General features: G+C 56.9%; 1 protein-coding gene. It reads right to left on the bottom strand.

Features of this window, described 5'->3' with window-relative positions; translation table 11 throughout:
* On the bottom strand, positions 1–320 hold a 320-nt coding region (locus IAE50_RS26455; RefSeq protein ID WP_234467365.1), incomplete at both ends, for a hypothetical protein.

The raw sequence follows: 320 nt of genomic DNA, 5'->3' as shown, positions 1-320 counted from the left end.
TCCGGGTGAAAGACGGTCATGCATTCGCTTTCATACCAGGTCCGCAGGTCGACCGGGTCCATACGCAACTTCCGTTCAATGGTCTCCTGAAAGTGCTCCCAGGCTGCCTTGTTCAGGGGCCGGTACTGTGACAGTCGCCGGCGTATCGCCCGCGGCCAGTTATCATTCCGCCATCCTGGAATAAGGAACATGACGCCTGTCACTACCCCTAAAAGCCCCCCTAAAAGCACAGGCAGATGACTGGTTCCCGCCGCGACAGCCATGACAATCACAAAGAGCACCACATAAAAACTTATCTGGCGGGGGGTGAAGGCGTTGCG

Source organism: Kosakonia sp. S42, assembly GCF_016624785.1.
Taxonomy (GTDB): domain Bacteria; phylum Pseudomonadota; class Gammaproteobacteria; order Enterobacterales; family Enterobacteriaceae; genus Kosakonia; species Kosakonia cowanii.
Note: the sequence above shows the minus strand (reverse complement) of the source record. Positions and strands in the feature narration are given on the sequence as shown.